This is a genomic window from Clostridioides sp. ES-S-0108-01 (assembly GCF_020662285.1).
Lineage (GTDB): Bacteria > Bacillota > Clostridia > Peptostreptococcales > Peptostreptococcaceae > Clostridioides.
The window spans coordinates 19399-38332 of the sequence record NZ_JADGMN010000002.1; the positions used below are offsets into that span (position 1 = coordinate 19399).

General features: G+C 29.8%; 15 protein-coding genes. All 15 read left to right on the top strand.

Features of this window, described 5'->3' with window-relative positions; all coding sequences use genetic code 11:
* Positions 1-168 precede the first annotated feature (168 nt).
* The 15 genes from IR152_RS02525 to IR152_RS02595 all read left to right on the top strand — a co-directional run bounded on the left by IR152_RS02525 (position 169) and on the right by IR152_RS02595 (position 18905).
* Entirely contained in the window at positions 169-1335 is a 1167-nt protein-coding gene (locus tag IR152_RS02525; RefSeq protein WP_227450256.1) for a glycoside hydrolase family 5 protein, read from the top strand.
* 21 nt (positions 1336-1356) lie between these two features.
* The gene (locus IR152_RS02530) at positions 1357-3003 is read left to right on the top strand and encodes a glycoside hydrolase family 43 protein (RefSeq protein ID WP_227450257.1); all 1647 of its coding nucleotides are present in this window, start codon (positions 1357-1359) and stop codon (positions 3001-3003) included.
* Between the two features lie 96 nt (positions 3004-3099).
* A complete protein-coding gene (locus tag IR152_RS02535; RefSeq protein WP_227450258.1) occupies positions 3100-4473 on the top strand; it encodes an MFS transporter in 1374 nt (457 codons plus the stop codon).
* A 448-nt stretch (positions 4474-4921) separates the two neighbouring features.
* Positions 4922-5875, top strand: coding sequence for a sugar-binding transcriptional regulator (locus tag IR152_RS02540; RefSeq protein WP_227450259.1), 954 nt, complete (start codon positions 4922-4924; stop codon positions 5873-5875).
* Between the two features lie 37 nt (positions 5876-5912).
* Entirely contained in the window at positions 5913-6875 is a 963-nt protein-coding gene (locus IR152_RS02545) for a thiamine pyrophosphate-dependent dehydrogenase E1 component subunit alpha (protein ID WP_227450260.1), read from the top strand.
* A gap of 24 nt (positions 6876-6899) precedes the next feature.
* Positions 6900-7886 carry an alpha-ketoacid dehydrogenase subunit beta gene (locus IR152_RS02550; protein ID WP_227450261.1) on the top strand — a complete coding sequence of 329 codons (987 nt, stop codon included), beginning with the start codon at positions 6900-6902 and terminating at the stop codon, positions 7884-7886.
* A gap of 12 nt (positions 7887-7898) precedes the next feature.
* Entirely contained in the window at positions 7899-8945 is a 1047-nt protein-coding gene (locus IR152_RS02555; RefSeq protein WP_227450262.1) for a 2-oxo acid dehydrogenase subunit E2, read from the top strand.
* Between the two features lie 166 nt (positions 8946-9111).
* Positions 9112-10842 carry a dihydrolipoyl dehydrogenase gene (lpdA, locus tag IR152_RS02560; protein ID WP_227450263.1) on the top strand — a complete coding sequence of 577 codons (1731 nt, stop codon included), beginning with the start codon at positions 9112-9114 and terminating at the stop codon, positions 10840-10842.
* A gap of 422 nt (positions 10843-11264) precedes the next feature.
* On the top strand, positions 11265-14213 hold the full coding sequence (locus IR152_RS02565) for a sigma 54-interacting transcriptional regulator (protein WP_227450264.1): 2949 nt from the start codon (positions 11265-11267) through the stop codon (positions 14211-14213).
* Positions 14191-14655, top strand: coding sequence for a PTS sugar transporter subunit IIA (locus IR152_RS02570; protein WP_227450265.1), 465 nt, complete (start codon positions 14191-14193; stop codon positions 14653-14655). Before IR152_RS02565 ends, IR152_RS02570 begins: the two co-directional genes overlap by 23 nt.
* A gap of 79 nt (positions 14656-14734) precedes the next feature.
* Entirely contained in the window at positions 14735-15037 is a 303-nt protein-coding gene (locus IR152_RS02575) for a PTS sugar transporter subunit IIB (RefSeq protein ID WP_255612305.1), read from the top strand.
* 76 nt (positions 15038-15113) lie between these two features.
* On the top strand, positions 15114-16469 hold the full coding sequence (locus tag IR152_RS02580) for a PTS transporter subunit IIC (protein WP_227450266.1): 1356 nt from the start codon (positions 15114-15116) through the stop codon (positions 16467-16469).
* 28 nt (positions 16470-16497) lie between these two features.
* Positions 16498-16971, top strand: a complete 474-nt coding sequence (locus IR152_RS02585; RefSeq protein WP_227450267.1) for a hypothetical protein — start codon at positions 16498-16500, stop codon at positions 16969-16971.
* Between the two features lie 172 nt (positions 16972-17143).
* A complete protein-coding gene (locus tag IR152_RS02590) occupies positions 17144-17794 on the top strand; it encodes a class II aldolase/adducin family protein (protein ID WP_227450268.1) in 651 nt (216 codons plus the stop codon).
* Positions 17795-17972: 178 nt separating this feature from the next.
* On the top strand, positions 17973-18905 hold the full coding sequence (locus IR152_RS02595; RefSeq protein ID WP_227450269.1) for a biotin/lipoate A/B protein ligase family protein: 933 nt from the start codon (positions 17973-17975) through the stop codon (positions 18903-18905).
* Positions 18906-18934 lie beyond the last annotated feature (29 nt).

Genomic DNA, 18934 nt, shown 5'->3' on the forward strand with positions numbered 1-18934 from the left:
TATTCAATAATAAAAAGATAATATCAACTAATAAATTAGACAATAAACATACTTAAGAAAACAAATAAAATCAAATATAATAACTGTATATTAAAATAATCTAAAAAAATATTTTAGTATAAGTGCAAAATATACCTATTTAAATAAGATACGATTGGAGGATTTTATGTGTATATAAAAGGTGTAAACTTAGGAGGTTGGTTAGTTCTAGAAAAATGGATGACCCCAAGGTTATTTGAAGGTACAGAAGCAGAAGATGAATACTATTTACCAAGACAACTTTCAAGGGAGGTATATGAATCTAGAATTAAGCTTCATCGTAGTGAATATATAACAGAGAGAGATTTTGCAACGATTAAATCTATGGGATTTAATTCAGTTCGTATACCAGTACCATATTTTATTTTTGGAGATTGCGAACCATTTATAGGATGTGTTAAAGAACTTGATAAAGCATTTGTTTGGGCAGATAAGTATGGACTTAGTATATTGATAGATTTACATACGGTTCCAGGAAGTCAAAATGGATTTGATAATGGAGGAATATCAGGGGTATGTAACTGGTCACAAAATCCAGAATATGTAGAATTTACGTTAAATGTATTAGAAAGGCTTGCAAAACGTTATGGGATGAGAAGTGAATTGTATGGAATTCAAATTTTAAATGAACCCATAACAGAAAGAATGTGGAACCTAATGAATGTTCCGAAACGATTTAAGGCTGTAGATAAAGAGATGGCAAGAAGAAGTAAACCTAATTCATTAGAATTTTTACGTGATTTTTATATAAAAGCATATAAAGTAATGCGTCCTTATATGAGCGAGGAAAACGTTATAGTATTCCATGATGCATTTGAATTAAAAGCATGGGCAGATTTTATGAGAGAGGAAGAGTTTAAAAATGTTGTTCTAGATACACACCAGTATTTGATGTTAGCTGAAGCAGATGGATGTGAGCAAAATATTGATAGTTATGTCAAATATATTAAAGAAAATTATGCTAAGGATATTTTACAAATGCAAAAATATTTTCCTATTATATGTGGAGAGTGGAGCTTATTTAATTCATATGGTTGTGGTACAGATACAGCTGGAGGTCAATCGCCTTTAAATGGGATTAAATCAAACATAGATAAGTTATCAAAAGATGAAAAAAGAGAATTATATAGGAAAATAGCAAAAGCACAGCTTGATGCATGGAGAAATGGAAGTGGTCACTACTATTGGAATTACAAGTTATTACTAGATACAGTTAATGAAGAAGGCTGGATAGGTTGGGATAGTTGGGACCTAGGCAAATGTGTAGCTCAAGAATGGTATCCTATAGAATATTAAACTAAAATTGGAGGAAAAAATATGATTAAAAACCCTATACTTCCAGGCTTTAATCCAGACCCTTGTATTTGTAGGAAGGGAGATGACTATTATCTTGTAGTTTCATCTTTTGAATGGTTTCCGGGGATACCTGTTTATCATTCTAAAGATTTGAAAAATTGGGAGCTATATACTCATATTTTAACAGATGAAACAAGAATAGATTTAAGGAAGCTTCCCTCGTCTAAAGGAATTTGGGCACCTTGTTTGACTTATTGTGAAGAAGAAGATTTATTTTACATAGTTTATGGAATTATGAACTCTATGAACGCAAGATATTTTGATGTTGATAACTATTTAATTACATCAAAAGATATAAAGGGAGAGTGGAGTGAACCAGTGTACTTACACTCATCAGGATTTGATGCATCTATTTTTCATGATGATAATGGTAAAAAATGGATTTCATCATTAGACTGGGAGACTAGAGAAGGATATGAAAAACCTGGTGTTATATGTTTAGTGGAATATTGTACAGAAAAAAAAGAAATAGTAGGATATCCAAAGAGAATATGGTCAGGAGGAACTGATAGAGGCTGTATTGAGGCACCACATATAACTAAGCGTGGAGATTATTATTATATAATGTGTGCAGAAGGTGGAACTGGATATGGTCATGGGGTAACTATGGGAAGAGCTAAAAATATATGGGGCCCTTATGAAAAAGATTCAATGAATCCAATTGTAACCTCAATTCCAGGCGATTTTTATGAAAGACATGACCCTGATCATCTAAAGCCTAAATACTATAATCCAGAATCAAAACTTCAAAAATCTGGTCATGGAAGCTATATAGAAACACAATCAGGTGAAGTATATTTAGTTCATCTAACATCTAGACCATTTGTACCAGAGTTAAGGTGTACTTTAGGTAGAGAAACAGCTATTCAAAAAATGAAATGGACAGAGGATAACTGGCTTCGAATGGAAGATGAAAGTAATTTGGCAAAAGAATATGTATCCGAAAGTAAACTAGAAGAACATTTAGTTTCATCTATACCAAGTTTTGATGACTTTGATTCAGATGAATTAGGTTTACAATACTATGCCCCTAGGATTTCACCATTATCATTTGCAGATGTTAAGTCTAGACCAGGATATGTAAGGATTAGAGGACAAGAATCAAGAACATCATTAAATAGAGTGAGCATATTGGCAAGAAAGTTAACTTCAGTATATGCAAGAATAACTACTAAAATGGAGTTTTATCCAGAGGTACATCAGCATAGTGCAGGTTTGATAATGTATTACGATAATATGAATTATATCAATCTAAGAAAGTACTATAGTGAAACATTGGGTCAAAGCGCACTATCAATAATACATCTTGAAAATGGAGAGAAAACGGAGTTTTTAAATACTAGGACACCAATAGAAGATATACCAATATATCTTCGTTTGCATATACAAGGTCGTAAGTTATATTTCGAATGGAGTTATGATGAAAAAAACTATCAAAGAATAGGAAAGATATTTGACACAACTAAGTTTTCAGATGAGTACTGTAAATATGGAGAATTTACAGGCACATTTGTAGGATTAACTTGTGCAGATCGTGTAAAGCATAAACACTATGCTGATTTTGACTTCTTTGAATATATAGCAGATGAATCAAAGGATGTAGATTAATAAAAAATAACCCTAAACGTTTCAGAGCAAAGGTAAAACTTATGCTCTGAAATATAAGCATTGGGAGAAATACTTTGCGATAAGGAGGATAATATTATGAATACAGAAATCAATATTAAAACAAGCACAGTTAAATATGGAAAAACTTCATTTTTTGAAAGATTTTCTTATGGATGTGGAGATTTAGGGTGTAACATCATATACTCAGCAATGTCAGCATTTTTATTATTTTATTATACTAATTACGCAGATGTTAGTGCAGCTGCTGTAGGTAGTATTATGCTTGTGTCTAGAATATTGGATGGATTTAGTGACCTAACGATGGGAGTTATAGTAGATAGGACTAAATCTAAACACGGTAAGGCTAGACCATGGATTTTACGAATGTCGATTCCTTTTGCTTTAGCAGCAGTCTTATTATTTTCTGTTCCATCAAGTCTTGGTGTCACTTCTAAATTGATTTATATTTTTATTACATATAACTTAGTTTCTACTGTTATTTATACAGCAATCAATGTACCTTATGCAACACTAAATTCACTTATAACTCAAGACCAGTATGAAAGAGGAGTATTAAGTATATTTAGAATGATATTAGCCACTTGTGGTACTTTAATAATAAATGGGCTTACATTACCTTTAGTTGAATACTTTGGAAATAATTTATCAGCATGGACTAAAACCTTTTTTGTATTTGGAGTAGCATCTATAATGGTATTTTTTATAACATTTGCTGGAACCAAGGAAAGAGTAAAAGCATTTAAGCAAGATAAGAATGAAGTAATACCATTTAAAATAGGCATTAAATCTTTATTTAGAAATAAGTACTGGATACAAATAACATTATGCTTAGTTTGCATATTTATTGTATTTGCACTAAATGGTGGTTCATCTGTATATTATGCAAAGTTTATTTTAGGAGATGAAAAATTATTTGGTCCTATAAACATGGTTTCAAATATATCTCAAATTATAGCTATGTTTATGGTTGCTCCTTTTATAAAAAAATTTGGAAAAAGAAATGTATTAATAGTAGGTTCAATAATATTAATATCGTCAAATATTATGTTTATAATAGCTGGACAAAACTATATTGGAATAATATCTGCAAGTGTTATAAAGGGAATAGGGAGTGCTGGAATAGCAGCGACGATGTTTGCTATTGTTTCAGATACTATTGAATATGGAGAATGGAAGACTGGATATAGAACGGAGGGGCTTATAAATAGTGCATCTAGTTTTGGGTTTAAAGTAGGAAATGGGTTAGGTTCAGCAATATTAGGTGCAGTACTATCAATTGGTGGCTATGTAGGGACATCAGCTACTCAAAGTGATTTAGCTATATTATCAATAAAAGTATGTTTTATATACCTACCTATATTTATAACAATATTACAAACTATAATAATGTCTTTTTATAAGCTTGACAAAGAGTATGATACTATACTTAATGAATTAAATACTAAATAGTAAAAATATTTTTCATTAAGTCTTAAGTTTAATCAAGAATTGTTGTAAATTATTATTTATAAAAAACTATTATATATTCATTATGTATTGAAGAGTTTTTAGAAAAACGAATAATAAAAATATAAGAAAACCCTAAATGATTAAGTTGTTGTTTTTTTAGAGATGGTCTAATAAGTTATTATTATTTGAAGAACTATAAGTGGACTATTGATTTCGATTTTATGAAGATGACATTTAGCAATTAGAAATAATATATAATATGAATTAAGTGGTAATGTTTCAACTGTTTAAGGACACGGTGGTACAAGAAAAGTATCACCGTTTTTTTATTATACAAAAAAACAGTTGACTTTTTATATGAACCCCTTCTATAATGTTACTGAAATTAAGTAAAATGATTGAACAAATGTAAATATAACTGAAAAGGCTTGATTTTGGAGGAAAGCAAATGAAAAAAATTGGAGACTTAAGATTAATGATGAAGTGTTGTTCACTTTATTATGAAGATAATTTGAATCAACAGGAAATAGCAAATCAATTGGGAATATCAAGACCAACAATATCAAGAATATTAAAAGAAGCTTTTGAGCAAGGAATAGTAAAAATACAGATAGTTGATGTTTTGAAAAATGACTATCAAAAAATAGAGAGAAGTCTAGAAAGAAAATATAAATTAAAAGAAGTAATAGTAGTAGATGATAAACAGGATTCACTAACACAAAAACAAGAACTAGCAAGAGCTGTATCTGAATATTTAACTAGAGTAGTAAAGGAAAATGATATAATAGGTGTTTCAATAGGAACGACACTAAAAGAAATACCTAGATATGTAGAAAAAAATAACTGTAAAAATGTTACATTCATACCCCTATTAGGTGGGATTGGAGATAATGAAATAGATATTCATGCAAATCAAATAGCAGTGAGTTTAGCAAGGGCTTTTGGAGGTGATTTTAAACTATTACATGCTCCAGCTGTTATGTCTGACTTGTCTACAAAAGAGAAGCTTTGTAAAGATGAAAAAATTAAAGAAGTACTAGACTTAATAGATAAAACAACTATAGCAATCGTAGGGATAGGAAATCCTATGAGTTTAAACTCAACCATAATGGCTTCTGGATATATGAATGAAGAAGATATAGAAGACTTAAAAAAATACAACTCAATAGGTGCAATTTGTTTGCAGGCTTTTGATAAAGAGGGGAAAACTTCAATACTTGAATTTAATCAAAGAGTATTAGGAGTAAAGCTAGAAAATTTAAAAAAGATAAAAAGAACTATAGGTGTAGCTTCAGGGGATGAAAAAATAGAAGCAATAAAGGCATCATTAAAAGCAAAGTTTATAAATAGTTTGGCAATTAATCACAGTTTAGCACTTAAATTATTAGAAGATTGTGACTAATAGAAAGATAGATAAAAGTTAACAGGAGGGAATGTATATGTCAATATCAAAAGAAACATTGCTTGAAATGTATAAGAGAATGAATCAGGCTAGAAAATTTGAAGAGAAGGTTAGTTGGTTTTTTGCAAGAGGTATGGTACATGGAACAACTCACTTATCTGTAGGTCAAGAGGCATCAAGTGTGGCAGCTGTAATGGCTTTAGAAAAAGGAGATTTAGTATCATTAACTCATAGAGGACATAGTCAATTTATAGGTATGGGAATAGACCTAAACAAAATGATGGCTGAACTTATGGGTAAAGAGACAGGATTTTGTAAAGGAAAAGGAGGCTCAATGCATATAGCAGATATTGAGTCAGGTAACTTAGGGGCAAATGGAGTTGTAGGTGGAGGTCTTACAATAGCTCCAGGAGCTGCACTTACACAGCAGTATAAAAAAACAGGTAAAATAGTTTTATGTAGTTTTGGTGATGGAGCATCAAATGAAGGTACTTTTCATGAAGGAATAAACTTATCCTCAATATGGAAGTTACCAATAATATTTTACTGTGAGAATAATTTATATGGTATGTCAACAAGTATAAAACGTCATATGAATATAGAAAGTATTGCCACTAGAGCAGTTTCTTATGGAATAGAGGGAATATCAATAGATGGATACAATCCAATAGAAGTATACGAAACAGTACAAAAAGCTGCTGAGAAATGCAGAAGAGGAGAAGGACCTGTATTGATTGAGAGTAGAACTTATAGATGGTTAGGTCACTCAAAATCAGATGCAAATGTGTACAGAACAAAAGAAGAAATAGAATCATGGAAAGCAAAGGACCCTATTGAATTTTTAAGAAATTATCTTATTGAAAATAGTATCTCTAACGAAAATGAATTAGATAAAATTCAAGAATTTGTAAAACAATCAATAGAAGATGCAGTAGAGTTTGCTCAAAATAGTCCAAATCCCAAAATAGAGTCTTTATTAGAGGATGTATATGCAGACTAAGAATAGTAAAGGAGGAAAATAAAAATGAGTACAAGAGAATTAACATATGCACAAGCAATAAAAGAAGCAATGTCAGAAGAAATGAGAAGAGATGAAAATGTAATATTTATGGGAGAAGATATAGGAATATATGGAGGAGCATTTGGTGTATCAGTTGGTATGATAGATGAATTTGGACCAGAAAGAGTAAGGGATACTCCTATATCAGAAGCAGCTATAGCAGGAGCAGCAGCAGGAGCAGCAGCAACTGGTTTAAGACCTATTATGGAAGTCATGTTTATGGATTTTGTAACAATTTCTATGGATGCAATTGTAAATCAAGCAGCAAAAATGAGATATATGTTTGGTGGAAAAGCTCAAGTTCCAATGGTTGTTAGATGTCCAGGTGGTTCTGGAACTGGTTCAGCAGAACAACATTCACAAAGTTTAGAAGCTTGGTTCTGTCACGTTCCAGGAGTAAAAGTAGTTGCACCTTCTACGCCAGCAGATGCTAAAGGGTTATTAAAAGCAGCTATAAGAGATAATAATCCAGTCATATTTGTTGAGAATAAATTGTTATACAGAAAAAAAGGTATTGTGCCAGAAGATGATTATGTAATTGAAATTGGAAAGGCAGATATTAAAAGAGAGGGTACTGATGTTACAGTAATCACTTATGGAAGGATGTTACAAAGTGTTGAAGAAGCATCAGAGACACTATCAAAACAAAATATAAATGTGGAAATTATAGATTTAAGAACTTTATATCCATTGGATAAAGAGACTATAGTAAAAAGTGTATGCAAAACTGGAAGAGTTTTAATTTGCCATGAAGCAGCTAAGACTGGTGGGCTAGGTGGAGAAATATCAGCCTTAATAACAGAAAGTGAATCATTTGATTATTTAGATGCTCCAGTAAAGAGAATTTGTGGAAAAGATGTGCCAATACCATATAATCCAGAGTTAGAAAAAGCAGTTGTCCCAAGAGTTGATGAAATAGAGGAAGCAATAAAATCTTTAATTGTTAGATAAGGAGGGATAGATATGGTGGCAAATAAAATAAAAGCCACACCAGCAGCTAGAAATCAAGCGAGAAAAGACAATATAAAATTAGATAAGCTGATTGGAAGTGGAGAAAATGGAAGAATTCATTTAGTTGATGTGTTAAATTATTTAAAAGACAATAAAACAAATACTACTCCTTTAGCTAGAAGAATAGCAGAAGATTTAAACATAGATTTAGAAACTATTGTAGGTACCGGATATAATGGAAAGATAAGAAAATGTGATTTAGAAAAAGTAAAGGCACCAGAAACTATTATATCAACTAATACATCTAAAGTGAGTGACATCAAAGAGACAAAGTCTAAAAATGAAAATTCAAGTGTATTTAATACAGTAGAAGGAGAGTTTGAAAAACCAAATCCAATGAGAGCTACTGTAGCAAAACGAATGTCAGAAAGTTACTTCAGTGCTCCTGTATTTACATTCAATATAGAGGTAGATGCTACAGAATTGAAGTCACTTAGAGCAAAGTTAATAGATACAGTCAAAGAATCAGTTGGAGTGAAATTAACTATGACAGATTTAATAGTAATGGCAGTGTCTAGAATACTTCCAAATCATCAAGCCTTAAACTCAGCATGGACAGATGAGGGTATATTTAGGTATAAAGATATAAATATAGCTATTGCAGTTGGCTTAGATGAAGGTTTATATGTCCCAGTAGTAAAAAGTGTAAATAAAAAGTCTTTAAAAGAAATCGTTAAAGAAAGCAAAGAACTTGCCGAAAAAGTAAAGACAGGAAAACTTATGCCAGCAGACCAAGAGGGTAATACATTTACGATAAGTAATGTCGGAATGTATGGTATAACTACATTTACACCTATAATAAATATGCCTTCAAGTGCAATCCTAGGGGTAGGTGCTACACAAGATAGGTTTGTTCCAGTAAATGGAGAGCCTAAAATAAAACCTATAATGAACTTATCATTGACATCAGACCACAGAGTAATAGATGGAACAGTAGCTGCAAAATTCTTAAAAGATTTAAAAGAATTGTTAGAAAATCCTTTATCAATGCTTGTATAGGTTTTGATATTTCGTTACTGATATAATAGTTTGAATAGATTACATAGTTATAATTATCTAAGTAAATTTAAAGCTTTTATATATTAAGAATTACTTTTAAAGGTAACTATATGTGAATATAATTTGATTAATTAAAATATATGAAAAATAAATAGGAGGAGAGCCTATGTCAGTAGAAGTCATAATGCCAAAAGCAGGAGTAGCCATGGAAGAAGGTACTATAGTATCTTGGCTAAAACAAGAAGGCGAAGAAGTAAAGGTTGGAGAACCTATATTAGAAATAACAACGGATAAAGTCAATATGGAGATAGAGTCAGAAGGAGAAGGTACACTTGCTGTAATCATACATAAAGAAGAAGGTGAAGTATTACCAGTATTTACAGTAATAGGTGTAATAGCAGAAAAAGGGGAAAATCAAGAGGAAGTAAAAGCTAAATATTTATCTGGAAATGTGTCAAAAGAAGATATAGTTGAAGAGAATCAAAACATAGAAGCTAAAGAAGAAAAAATAAACAAAAAAGAGTGTAATCATGATTATGATGTAGTTGTAATAGGCGGAGGACCTGGAGGCTATTTGTCAGCGTTAAAAGCAGCTCTTTTAGGTGGAAAAGTTGCATTAGTCGAAGAAAATATATTAGGAGGTACCTGTTTAAATAGAGGTTGTATTCCTACAAAGACTTATATAAAAACAGCAGAAATATTAGAAGAAATTGACCAGTTATCAAAGAGGGGCGTAAAAGTAACTGTAGATAAAGAACAGGACATCAAGAAGGCTATAAAATATAAAAATAGAGTAGTTAAAAAACTTACAGCTGGTGTTGGTGGACTATTAAAAAGTAGAGATGTAGAAGTATTTAATCTTAAAGCCAATGTTAAAGAAGAGCATAAAGTAATCTTATCAGATGGAAAAGTTTTAGATACAGAAAATATAATAATTGCCACAGGTTCTAAGGTAAGGGTATTACCTATAAAAGGAATAGAATCAAATTTAATAATAACTAGTACAGAAGCTTTAGACTTAGAAACAGTACCAGAAGAATTAGTGATAGTTGGTGGTGGAGTGATTGGTTGTGAATTTGCAGAGATATTCAATTCAAGAGGCTCTAAAGTAACTATAGTAGAAATGGAAGATAGAATAATCCCAAGAATGGATAAAGAATTAAGTGAATCTTTAAAATATTCTCTTAGCAAAAAAGGTATAAATGTACTAACTAAAAAGAAAGTTTCTGAATTTAAAGAAGAAGGAAATAAAATATTAGTGTGCATTGAAGATGAAGAGTCAATAAAAGCAGATTTATGTCTATATGCTATAGGAAGAGAAGCTAATCTTTCTGGTATAGAAGACTTAGATATTAAAATAGATAAAGGTTCAATAGTTGTAAACAGCAAAATGGAAACAAGTATACCAAGCATATATGCAGTAGGTGATGTTACTGGAGGTGTAATGTTAGCTCATGCAGCTTTTAAAATGGGAGAGATAGCAGCTTCAAATGCCTTAGGTATGAATGAAGAAGTTGATTTAAGTGCATTACCTAGTTGTGTTTATACAATTCCAGAAGTAGCATCAGTTGGGCTTACAGAAGAGGATGCTAGAAAAAAATGTAATGTAAAAGTTGGTAAGTTTAACTTTGCTGGAAATGGAAGAGCTTTAGCTTCTGGTCAAGAGCAAGGATATGTAAAAGTAGTAGCAGATGCTAAATATGGAGAAATTTTAGGTGTACATATGTTTGGATGTGGTGTAGCAGAACTTGTAAATCATGCAGCGTCATTTAAAGCATTAGAAATACCTGCTGATGAAGCTAGTGAGTTGATATTTGGTCATCCATGCACTTCAGAAGCTTTGATGGAAGCTTTGGCAGATGTAAATGGAGAATGTTTGCATTTACCTAAAAAATAAATATAAAAATAGATTGTTAATGTAAGTTTATTATTAATAATATGAACTTATATCATAAAGTTTTAAAATACTTACTTAGCCATACCCCTTGTTGTACAAATAATTTATTTGCACAATAAGGGGTATTTTTTATGGAAAAATATAGAATATAGAATGTTTGTAGTTTTTGTTATACAAAAAAGATAGTAATATAAAATAACAGCCTAATTTTAGAATAATTTCAATTGTAATTAGAAAAAAAGATTTTTTTGTTTTTAAAAAAGTATTATTTGTAAAATATAAAAAAAAATTTTCTTAATATTTCAATAAAAGAATAGCTTGATTTAAATGTTATTACTTTATGCAACAATAATAGGTACAAAAAAAACAATATATGGCATATAAGTTGCTATATAAATAATTTAAGGAGGGAACAATTATAAATGAGGCAAAGAATAAAAAACTTAATTGAAAATGAAGATAAAAAAAATCCTTTAACAGATGAAGCTATTTCAAGTATGTTAAATATTCGAAGAGAAGATGTTACCTTTTTGAGAAATGAATTAAAAATAGAAGATTCAAGGCAAAGAAGAAAAGTTGTTTTAATTAAAGCCATAAAAGATATTTTAAAAGAAGAAAAAACTATAAATAAAAATGATATAACAAGAAGATTGAACAGCATTGGGTTTACAGTATCAAGATTTACAGTTATACAGTATTTAAAAGAGATTCAAGATTCTGATGACTTAAAGCTTGATAAAGAAAGTGGTGATAAAAAAGAAGAACTAAACAATAATAGAGAAAACACAGATATAGCATTTGATAAGCTGATAGGTAGTACTGGTAGCTTAAGTACAATTATAAAACTAGCTAAAGCAGCAATTCTCTATCCACCTCATGGTCTTCATACTATCATTATGGGACCAACTGGTGTTGGAAAGAGTGAGTTAGCAGAGTGTATGTATAAATTTGCAGTAGAATCATCTAGATTCCCTAAGAATGCACCATTTATAGTTTTTAATGCAGCAGACTATTCAGAAAATCCACAGCTTTTGTTATCACAATTATTTGGGCATGTTAAAGGTGCTTTTACAGGAGCTGATGAGACCAAAGAAGGACTAGTATCAAAAGCAGATGGAGGAATATTGTTTATAGATGAAATACATAGATTACCTCACGAAGGTCAAGAAATACTATTTCAATTGATTGATAAAGGGATGGTCAGAAAGTTAGGAGAAACAAAGCTAACAAATAAAATAGATGTAATGATTATTTCAGCAACTTCTGAGCCAATAGATTCTCATTTACTTAACACATTTAAAAGACGTATACCTGTGACAATTGAAATACCAGAATTAGTTGCAAGACCATTAAATGAAAGATTTGAGATTATAAATAACTTCTTCTTAATAGAAGCTCAAAGAATGGGAGCAAACATACATATAAAATCAGATGTATTAAAAGCTCTTATGCTTTACGATTGTATAGGTAATGTAGGTCAACTTAGAAGTGATATTCAAGTAGCTTGTGCCAGAGGACTATTAAACCAACTTACAAACAAACAGAAAGAAGTAAATATAAGCATATCAGATGTACCTGGATATGTTAAACAAGGTCTTATGAAAATTAGAAATTGTAGAGGTAAAATAGAAAATTATGTAGATGGGGACTTAATTATAGACTCAAATCTTCAAGGTGATATAGAAAAGAAAAATGAAGATATATATACTTTTCCAGATGAAATATACAAGCTTACTGAAAGAAGACATATTGATTTATTAGAACAAGGTTTAGATTTTGATGTTATAAATAGAATCGTTGGAGGAGAATTAGAAAGTTGTATTCAAAAATACATAAAGCAAGTTAAAAAAGTTTCTATTAGCAATAATCTTCCAGATATAAGTCCGATTGTTGGAAAATATATAGTAGAGCTAACTTATGAAGTAATCAAAATAGCATCACAATATCTTAGTTCATTAGAGCCAAACTTACATTTATGTTTAGCAGTTCACTTAAAAGCAGCTTTTGAGAGATTAAAAGAGGGGAAAGTAATATCAAATGCTCATTTGAAAGAAATAATAGGAAATTACCCATTAGAATATTCTGTAGCAGAAAAGGTAGCTCAATATCTAAAGGAAAGGTATAATATAAATTTACCAAAAGAAGAAATAGGTATAATAGCAATATATTTTAAAATGAGTAGTAGAAGAGATATATCTGAACAAAAAAAGATAGGTGTACTTCTTATGGCTCATGGAAGAGTGGCATCCTCTGTATGTGAGGTTACAAATAAACTATTAGGAATTAACCACGCAAGGTATTTAGATATGCCATTTGAGAAGAAACCAGAAGAAATGATTGAAGAAGCTACTAAAGTAATAAAAGATATTGATGAAGGTAGAGGTGTAATTATATTAGTAGATATGGGCTCACTTTCATATTTCGGAGACATTATCTCTGGAAAGACTGGGATTAATATAAGGACAATATCTAGATTTGACACATTGCTTTCTATAGAAGTTATACGAAGAGCAGTTCTGCCAGATTTAACAATAGACGAAATAGTTGATGAAGTTAAAAGTATAGAGCCACAAGTAAAAGAAAAAGTTAGCAAATATAACAATACAAAAGTAGATTCTAGAAAACCTATAATTTTAACATTATGTATTACTGGGTTAGGAGGAGCTTGTAAGATAAAAAAAATCCTAGAGGAAAATATTAGAGGTATAACTGAAAAGGTTGATATAGAACCTATAGGTATGATTGAATATCCAAGTCTTGATTTAGAGATAAAACAAATAAGTAATGATAAAAATGTAATTGCTATAGTTGGAACAATTGACCCTCAGATAGCAAACATCCCTTTTTTTAGCCTAGTAGATATAAATGATAAAGTAAAATTAAATCAAATAAACAATCTAATTGATACAAAACAAATCTTTGAGATAAATAAAAAATATGAATTATCGGATTTAATACATAAAGAAGATATATTCGTAGATTTACAAGTTAAATCAAAAGAAGAAGTTCTAAAGTATATGAGTAAAAAACTTAGAGAGAAAGGTTATGTGACAAAAAATTTCTATAAAAAAGTAGTGGAAAGAGATAACCTATTTCCTACTGAATTATCAGGTGGAATAGCAATACCTCATACAGATGGAATCGATGTAATTAGACCAGCTATAAGTATAGCCATTTTGAAAAATTCTATTATATGGAGTAAAAATAAAGTAAAAATAATACTTTTATTAGCTGTAGACCAAAAATGTTTTAATCCATTAAACACTCTACTCTCATTTATAGAAACAGATGAATTTAAGCAGATAAAAAACATTAAAGATAGAGATTTTATTAGGGAGATGATATTAGATGGAGTCAATGCAAATAATTAGTAGTAATTTAATTTTTAAAGGTATAGAAGTATCTAACAATGAAGATGCATTAAAGTTTTTGGGACAACATTTGTTTGATAAACAGTATGTAAAAGAAAGCTACATACAGGCTGTTGTATCAAGAGAGAAAAAGTATGCTACAGGATTACCAACAGAAATATATGGAGTGGCAATACCACATACAGATATAGTACATGTAAATGAGCCAGGTATAGCAATTGGAATACTGGATAAACCTGTAAAATTTATAATGATGGGTACAGATGATACTGAAATTGATGTAAAAGTTATATTTATGTTAGCAGTGAAAGAGCCACAAGAACAATTGCAATTATTAGAAAAACTCATGACTATATTTCAAGATGAGAGTATGCTAAATAATATTGTTGACTTAAATGAAGAAAGTGTGAGTGATTTATTAAACTCTAAACTGAAAAATTAAAAATGTAAAGTATATTAAAAACATGAAGAGGTTATTGAAGATTTCCAACTGTAGGTGTCTTTAAAATAAAATAATTTTAATGGGGGTGAGTAATGTGACTAAAAAGATATTAGTTGCATGTGGAACAGGAGTATGTACTTCAACAATTGCTATAAACAAATTAAAGAAAGCGCTTCAAGACATTGGTAAATTGGATATGGTTAATATTACACAATGTAAAGTAGTAGAAGTTGCATCAAAAGCACCTGACTATGATTTAATAATTTGTACTACACAAGTATCTAGTAGTATAAAAACACCTGTGATAAATGGATTGCCTTTTTTAACTGGTGTCGGAATGGATAAATTAATCAAGGATGTATTGGAAAAGTTAGAATTATAATTAGAACTTTTAAAGAATTTAGTCTCTAAAATTCTAAGTTTTAGAGACTTAAAATTAAATAATGGAGGGTCTTTATATGGAGATATTAAATTTCATTGTTGGTCTAGGCGCGCAAGTAATGATGCCGATAATAATATGTATTTTTGGTTTGATGTTAGGTACAAAACTAGGAAAATCTTTAAGAGCTGGTTTAACCGTGGGAGTTGGATTTATAGGTCTTAATACTATTATAGCCTTGCTGACAGATAACTTAGGTCCAGCTACACAACAAATGGTTAAGAATTTAGGGTTAAGTTTATCAATAATAGATGTAGGATGGCCAGCAGCATCGGCTATAGCTTTTGCATCAACAGTAGGGGCTTTAATTATTCCAATAGGTCTTGTGGTAAATATAGTTATGCTAATTACTAATACCACTCAAACTGTTGATGTAGATATATGGGACTACTGGCATTTTGCTTTTACAGGAGCTTTGGTGGCAGGAGCTACTCAAAGTGTAATGTGGGGAGTATTTGCAGCAGTAGCAAATATGGTAATTGTATTGGTAATGGCAGATTTAACTGCTCCAGGTATAGAGGAATATTTAGGGATGCCAGGAATATCTCTTCCTCATGGATTTACGCAGGCATTTGTTCCAATTGCTATAGTAGTAAATAAATTATTAGACCTAATACCAGGTATAAATAAGATTGAGATAAATGCTGATACACTGCAAAAAAAGTTTGGATTATTTGGAGAACCTTTAATAATGGGGTCTGTAATAGGTGTAATAATTGGTATTGCTGCGAAATATGATATAAAAGGTATATTACAATTAGGTGTAACTATGGGAGCTGTATTAATATTAATTCCAAAGATGGCAGCACTATTAATGGAAGGATTATTACCAGTATCAGAAGCTGCACAGGAATTTATTGAGAAGAGATTTAAAAATAGAGGTAAGATTTATATAGGTTTAGATTCAGCAGTAGGGATAGGTCATCCTGTTACATTATCAGTTGCATTAGTATTGGTTCCTTTGACTATACTCATAGCAGCTATATTACCAGGAAATAAAGTTTTGCCATTTGCAGATTTAGCAGTAATTCCATTTGCACTTGTTTTAATTGTCCCAATTACAAAAGGAAATGTATTTAGAACATTAATAATAGGAATACTTATAATTACTTCTGGATTATTAATAGCAACTAATTTAGCTCCATTATTTACTCAAATGGCTTTAAATGCTAGTTTTAAAATGCCTGAAGGAGCAACTATGATTTCAAGTATTTGTGATGGTGCAAATCCGTTAAGTTGGGTATTTGTAAAAATTATGAATTATAAAGTTATTGGAGGAGTAGTTTTTGGAGTTATAGCTTTAGGAATGGCTATTTACAATAGAAATAGGATAATAAGTGAAAATAAAAAACTATCTCTAGAAGAAGAAATATAAAAATAATTTTATTAGGGGTGTATGGATTATGAAAAAATATAAATATAATTCTATAAGATACTTAATTAATGTGATAGTACCAGGATTTTTTATGATTTTAATATTGATTTATGCACTGTTTAATAACTATATAAATTTTAGTGTAAATACATATAGTTTATTGATAATTATCTGTACCTATGGGATACTCAATACTTTTGTATCCTCAAGTAATCCCAAAGAAATTATTATTGATAACAAATGTATACATTTTATCTCATTTATTGCTACACATAAGTATGAAATTAAAGATATCAAAAAAGTAAGAATACGAGAGCTTTATAATAAAAATCTTTATCTAAAAATTAATGATGGAAGCCTTTTTAAAGGGAGGTATTGGATAAAAACAAATATGTTTAGTAACAATGTAGAATTATACAATTATTTTGTTGCATTAGAGGAATGTTTATACCCAGAATCATTAAAATTTAGAAATAAGAGATTAGATAATAAAGGAGTATAAAAGTAAAAATTTTAAAATGGAAGTGGATTGATTTCTATTGATAAAATGTAATCTTACGTTTTATGTTGAGTTTTTGAAATTTTCAAATAAAATTAGAGATAGTATCTAAATGATAAGGTGCAACTAAGAGATATAAAAGTTGTGTCTATATATAGATTGGAGGATTTAACTAATGTTGTTGGAGAAATTGAGAAAAGAAGTATTACAGGCATCTTTAGACCTTTTAAATTATAAGTTAGTGACACTAACAGGCGGAAATGTAAGTGGAAGAGATGAAGAAACTGGATATATAGCAATTACCCCAAGTGGAATGGACTATAGAAACCTTATACCAAGTGATATTGTTATAGTGGATATAGAGGGAAACACTGTAGATGGAAAATGGAAAGCATCAGTGGATTTGCCAGACCACTTATATATATATAAACATAGAGAAGATATAAATAGTATAATTCATACACACTCTACATACTCAAGTTGTTTTGCTATTTTAAATGAGCCTATAGCATGTGCAAGTACAACTCTTGCAAATGAAGTAGGGGGCGCGGTACCTGTCGCAAAATTTGCACCACCAACATCTAACAAAATGGGGAAATGTGTTGTTGAAGCAATTGGAAACAAAAGAGCGTGTCTTTTAGCAAATCATGGTGTAATAGCAGTTGGTCCATCTGTAGGACATGCCCTTACAGCAGCTGTAATGTTGGAAGATTCAGCAAAAGTATATTACTTGGCAAAATCAATTGGCACACCAGTATTATTGCCAGACGAAGAAATTCAAAGAGCTAGAGATGTATTTTTTAATGTATATGGTCAAGATAAGTAAGCTAGATAAAACTTTTAAATTAATGTAAAAATATAGATATTCAATAATGTTAAGGAGTTTTATAATGATATAATAAGTTTAATAATTAAAAAAGAAAAATAGGAAGTCTAATAGTATATAAAATTATTTAAGTCTAAAATAAACAATAAGATAAAATAAAAAAGGAGTCTATATTTCTATGTATTACTTATTAAACAAAAGCACAAATCCTTACTTTAATTTAGCATTAGAAGAATATCTATTTTTAAATGAGAAATATAATGATGATATTATAATCATATGGAGAAATGAGGAATCTATTTTTATTGGCAAAAATCAAAATCCATATCAGGAAATACATCATGATGTTATTGAAAAGAGAGAAATTCCTATTTTAAGAAGAATATCCGGAGGAGGTACTGTTTATCACGATTTAGGAAATATCAATATCTCATTCATACAAAAAGATAGACATCTTCATGAAATAGATTTTTTGGAACATACTAAGTTTATGCAAGATATGCTCTTAAACTTAGGGTTAGATGTATCTATAACCGAAAGAAAAGATTTATTTTTAAAGGGTAAAAAAATTTCAGGCTCAGCACAGTCTATAAAAAGAAAAAATTCTCTTTATCATGGAACTCTTCTTTATGATTCAGACTTAAATAAATTGACTAAATACCTAAATTCAAATAAATCAACTGAATCAAATGCAACTAAATCTGTTTCAAGTAAAGTGACAAATATTAAATTTTTATTTGAAAAAGATATAAATTACTTTTTAGATTATTGTGTTGAATATTTAAAATCTAATATGAAAAATATAAGAGAACTTGAATTAGATGAAGAAGATATTAAAAGTATATACAATCTAGAAGAAGATAAATATAAAAAGATAGAGTGGACATATGGTAAAACACCTAAATTTCAAATAGTGCTACCACTTGATAATGAAAGTAGAATAAATATACATGTTAACAGATGGAAAATATCAAAATTTTTTATTTCTTATGATGATAATGTAATTAATATGGACAAGTTGTTAGAATTGAATTTCTTTAAAGAAGAAATAAAAGAGAGTATTTTAGAAAATTATCCACATTACATAGATTTAATTAATTTAATATTTTAATATAAAACCTCTAATTTGATAAAATTATC